This is a genomic window from Aeromicrobium sp. PFPM2_SD2, from assembly GCF_057364525.1.
Window position 1 is genome coordinate 1 of sequence record NZ_JBNFNZ010000194.1, and the last position, 4,419, is coordinate 4,419.

Consider the following 4,419-nt stretch of genomic DNA (forward strand, 5'->3'; position numbering starts at 1 on the left):
CTGCTGGCGGGCCCGGCGGGCCGCCGAGCAGTCCGAGGCGCACGCCCGGTCGCTGGCGCGGACGCTGCAGGACTCGCTCATCCCGCCGACGCCGCCGCGGGTGCCGGGCCTGGACGTCTCGGCGGTCTACCGCCCGGCGGGCGACGGCCACGAGGTCGGTGGCGACTTCTACGACGTGTTCCAGGTCGGTGCCGACGACTGGGTGGTGGTGCTCGGCGACGTGTGCGGCAAGGGCGTGGACGCAGCCACGGTCACGCTGCTCGTGCGGCACACGATCCGCGCGCTGTCGGTGACGCTGCACAGCCCGGCGCAGATCCTGCACGGGCTCAACGAGGTGCTGCTGGCCCACCCGACCGACCGCTTCTGCACGGCCGTCCTGCTGCGCGTCCGCCGCACGGCCGGACGCTGGCGGCTCGATGTCGCCGCCGGCGGCCACCCGCTCCCGCTCGTGGTCGCGCCGGACACGGCCACCACCACGTTCGGGCGCTCGGGCTCGCTCATCGGCGTGCTGGACGACCCCGTCTTCGACGAGGTCTCGCTGCCGCTGCACCCCGGGCAGACCGTCGTGCTCTACACCGACGGCGTCACCGAGGCTCGCCGCGGCCCGGAGTTCTTCGGCGAGGAGAACCTGCGCCGCGTCGTGACCGAGCGGATCGGGCACGTCGACGACGTCACCGGCGCCGTCCTGGAGGCGGTCCTGACCTTCCAGGACGGACGTCCGCGCGACGACGTCGCGGTGGTCGCGCTCAGCGCCACCGCTCCCACCGAGCCGGTCGCGGAGGCCGAGCCGGGCCGGTCGGCGGGCGTCGGGCCCGTCGGTGCCCCGGACTAGGCTGGACGCGTCCGTCCGCCGCCGTCGTCAGGAGTCCCGTGCCCGACCCGAGTGACCTGCTCGCCGCCCTCGATCCCGAGCAGCGTCAGGTCGCCCAGACGATCCGCGGTCCGCTCGTGGTCGTCGCGGGCGCCGGCACCGGCAAGACCCGCGCCATCACCCACCGCATCGCCTACGGCGTGGCCACGGGGGTCTACCAGCCCACCGAGGTGCTGGCCGTCTCGTTCACGACCCGCGCGGCCGGCGAGATGCGTGGACGCCTGCAGCAGCTGGGCGCCGGGGGCGTCCAGGCCCGCACGTTCCACTCCGCGGCGCTGCGCCAGGCCCGCTTCTTCTGGCCCCAGGTCTACGGCGGCGAGCTGCCCGAGGTCACCGGCTCCAAGATCCCGCTGGTCGTCGAGGCCACCCGCAAGGTCGGCCTGCGCCCCGACCAGTCCGTGCTGCGCGACCTGGCCAGCGCGATCGAGTGGGCCAAGGTCAGCAACGTGCGTCCGGCCAAGTACGCGGCCCAGGCCAAGGAGGCCCGCCGCGAGGTCGGCGACCTGCAGCCGTCCCAGGTCGGCGAGGTCTACGCCGCCTACGAGGAGGTCAAGCGCGGCCACCACCGCATCGACATGGAGGACATCCTCCTGGTCACCGCGGCGATGCTCACCGAGGACGAGCGGGTCGCCGCCCAGGTGCGCAGCCAGTACCGCTGGTTCGTCGTCGACGAGTTCCAGGACGTCAACCCGCTCCAGGCCACGCTGCTCGACCTGTGGCTGGGCGGCCGCGACGAGCTGTGCGTCGTCGGCGACCCGCGCCAGACCATCTACTCCTTCGCCGGCGCGAAGGCCGAGTACCTGACCGGCTTCACGCGTCGCTACGAGGACGCCCAGCGCATCGACCTGGTGCGCAACTACCGCTCCACGCCCCAGGTCGTCGCGGCGGCCAACGCCGTGTTCGACCGCCGCACGTTCGGCGTCACCCTCGAGGCCCAGCGCCAGGCCGGCGACCCGGTCACGTACCGCGGGTTCGGCGACGAGCCGGCGGAGGCGGCGTACGTCGCCGGCGAGATCCGCCGGTTGCGCGACCGCGGCCTGCCCTACCGCGACATGGCGGTGCTGTTCCGCATCAACGCCCAGTCCGAGGCCTACGAGGAGGCGCTCGGCGCCCAGGGCATCCCGTACGTCCTGCGCGGCGTCGAGCGGTTCTTCGAGCGGCCCGAGGTGCGCCAGGCGGTGACGCTGCTGCGCGCGGCGGCGGTGTCGGAGACCGAGTCGAGCGGCGAGCTCGCCGGCCAGGTCCGCGACGTCCTGTCGGGGGCTGGGCTACACCGCCGACCCGCCGGCGGCCAGCGGCGCCGTCCGTGACCGCTGGGAGTCGCTGCACGCGCTCGTCTCCATGGCCACCGACCTGGGCGACAACGCGAGCCTGGCCGACCTCGTCGCCGACCTCGAGCGGCGGGCGGCCACGGCGAACGCGCCGACCGCCGACGGCGTCACGCTGGCCACCATGCACTCGGCCAAGGGTCTGGAGTGGGAGGCGGTCTTCTGCGTCGGCATGCAGGAGGGCACCGTCCCGCTGGTCCACGCCACCACGGAGGCCGAGATCGAGGAGGAGCGCCGGCTGTTCTACGTGGGCGTCACCCGGGCGCGCTCGTTCCTCACCATCTCGTGGGCGGCCGCCCGCCAGCCGGGCGGACGCGGCAACCGCCAGCCGACCCGCTTCCTGGACCGGCTGCTGCCCGCCGACCATGCGGCCCGCAGCATGGGACGTCCGCAGCCCAAGGCCAAGAAGGTGCGCCTCGTCGCGCGCCCGGACGACTTCGACGAGGAGCTGTTCGAGAAGCTGCGCGCCTGGCGCACCGAGCAGGCCCAGGAGCAGAGCGTCCCGGCCTACGTGATCTTCAACGACCAGACGCTCGAGCAGCTGACCATCCTCAAGCCGTCGGACGTCGCGAGCTGGTGAAGGTCAAGGGCATCGGCCAGGCCAAGCTCGACCAGTACGGCCAGGACGTCCTGCGGGTCATCGCCGGCGAGTAGCCCCGTCGACAGCCTCCGGGACCGCGGGCGGAGCCGGTCGAGGGCTCAGGCGGCGTCGGCGAAGCCGGGCACCGCGTCGGCCAGGATGCCGCGGGCCGGCACCGTGGCGTCGAGCTGGCACAGCACGCCGATGCCGCCGGCCCACACGCGGTGGATGAGCAGGTACTCCGGCGGCAGGTTGATCTTCGAGGCCACGACGGCGCTCGCCGGCTGGCTCAGCCGGGCCGCCTGCCCGCGCAGCCACTCGCGGTCGAAGTGGAACTCCTCGTCGCGACCGGCTCCAGGAACGGCTGCAGGTAGGCGCCGAGCACCGCGGCGTCCACGACGACGCCCTGGCGCACGAACCCCTCGGCGCGCAGCCCCTCGAGCACCGCGTCGTCGTCGCCGTCCAGCGCGTGGCGCAGCAGCGGGCCGATGGACGCCGGCAGCCCGTGCGGCAGCCGGGCGACGGCGCCGAAGTCCACGACACCCAGGCGTCCGTCGGGCATGATCCGGAAGTTGCCCGGGTGCGGGTCGGCGTGCAGCATCCCGACCCGCTCGGGGCCGGCCAGCAGGAAGCGGATGAACGCCTCGCCGTAGCGGTCGCGCTCCTCGGGCGTGCCCGAGACGATGACCTCGGCCAGCGACGCGTCCGACTCCAGCCACTCGCTCACCAGCAGCGCGTCGGTGTGGTGGACGACGTTCGGCACCACGACCTCGGGGTCGTCCACGAGCTCGTCGGCGAACGCCTGCTGGGCCGCGGCCTCGAGCGCGTAGTCGAGCTCCTCGGCGACGCGCTCCTGCAGCTCGGCGACGAGCGAGCGCACGTCCATGCCGGGCATGAGGACGCCGAACAGGCGCGCGATGCGCGCGATCTGGCGCAGGTCCGAGCGCAGCGCCTTGCCCGCGCCGGGGTACTGGATCTTCACGGCGACCTCGCGGCCGTCGTGCCACGTGGCGCGGTGCACCTGGCCGATGGACGCCGACGCGGCCGGGCGGTCGTCGAAGGTCGGCAGCAGGTCGCGCCAGTCGGCGCCGAGCTGCTCGGCGAGCACGCGGTGCACGGTCGAGGCGGGCATCGGCGGGGCGGCGTCCTGCAGCTTGGTGAGGGTCTCGCGGTAGGGCCCGGCGATCTCGGGCGGCAGCGCGGCCTCGAAGATGCTCATCGCCTGGCCGAGCTTCATCGCGCCGCCCTTGAGCTCCACCGAGGACGCGGAAGATCTGGTCGGCGGTGCGCTGCTGCACCTCGCTGGCGACGTAGCCGGCGGGCGCCCCGACGAGCCGCTTGCCCAGGCCCCAGGTCGTGCGCCCGGCGAACCCGACGGGAAGGGCGGCGAGCCGCGCCCCGCGTGACAGTGCGTTGCCGCGGATGCCTCGGTCCTCGTCGTCCTGCGCCACGTCGTCATCGTAGGGGCGCGCACCCAGTCCGGCCCGTCGATCAGGCGACGAGCAGCAGCTCGCAGCCGCAGGCCGGGTGGAAGCCGATCGGCCACGTGTCGGCGTCGAACGGGCCGGGACCGACGACCACGCAGCGGCTGACGCCGGCGTCGCGGCCCCGGGCGTACGCGTCGACCTCCGCCAGCACGC

General features: G+C 74.3%; 5 protein-coding genes. 3 read left to right on the forward strand and 2 right to left on the reverse strand.

What is annotated here, in order from left to right; all coding sequences use genetic code 11:
* The 3 genes from AC2W7G_RS09985 to AC2W7G_RS09995 form a co-directional block, all read left to right on the forward strand.
* Window positions 1–832, forward strand: an 832-nt coding sequence (locus tag AC2W7G_RS09985) for a PP2C family protein-serine/threonine phosphatase (RefSeq protein ID WP_485868293.1), incomplete at its 5' end; no start/stop codon positions are given.
* A 38-nt stretch (window positions 833–870) separates the two neighbouring features.
* Window positions 871–2,181 carry an ATP-dependent helicase gene (locus AC2W7G_RS09990; RefSeq protein WP_485868294.1) on the forward strand — a complete coding sequence of 437 codons (1,311 nt, stop codon included), beginning with the start codon at window positions 871–873 and terminating at the stop codon, window positions 2,179–2,181.
* Window positions 2,182–2,212: 31 nt separating this feature from the next.
* Entirely contained in the window at window positions 2,213–2,779 is a 567-nt protein-coding gene (locus tag AC2W7G_RS09995) for an HRDC domain-containing protein (RefSeq protein WP_485868295.1), read from the forward strand.
* A 119-nt stretch (window positions 2,780–2,898) separates the two neighbouring features.
* Here AC2W7G_RS09995 and AC2W7G_RS10000 read toward each other — a convergent pair whose 3' ends face one another.
* Entirely contained in the window at window positions 2,899–3,048 is a 150-nt protein-coding gene (locus tag AC2W7G_RS10000) for a hypothetical protein (protein WP_485868296.1), read from the reverse strand.
* A gap of 20 nt (window positions 3,049–3,068) precedes the next feature.
* Entirely contained in the window at window positions 3,069–4,037 is a 969-nt protein-coding gene (locus AC2W7G_RS10005) for an ABC1 kinase family protein (RefSeq protein ID WP_485868297.1), read from the reverse strand.
* Window positions 4,038–4,419: the final 382 nt, after the last annotated feature.

Coding starts and splice junctions, on each gene's coding strand:
- AC2W7G_RS09995 (WP_485868295.1), top strand. CDS start 2,213: ATGGCCACCGACCTGGGCGACAACGCGAGCCTGGCCGACCTCGTCGCC.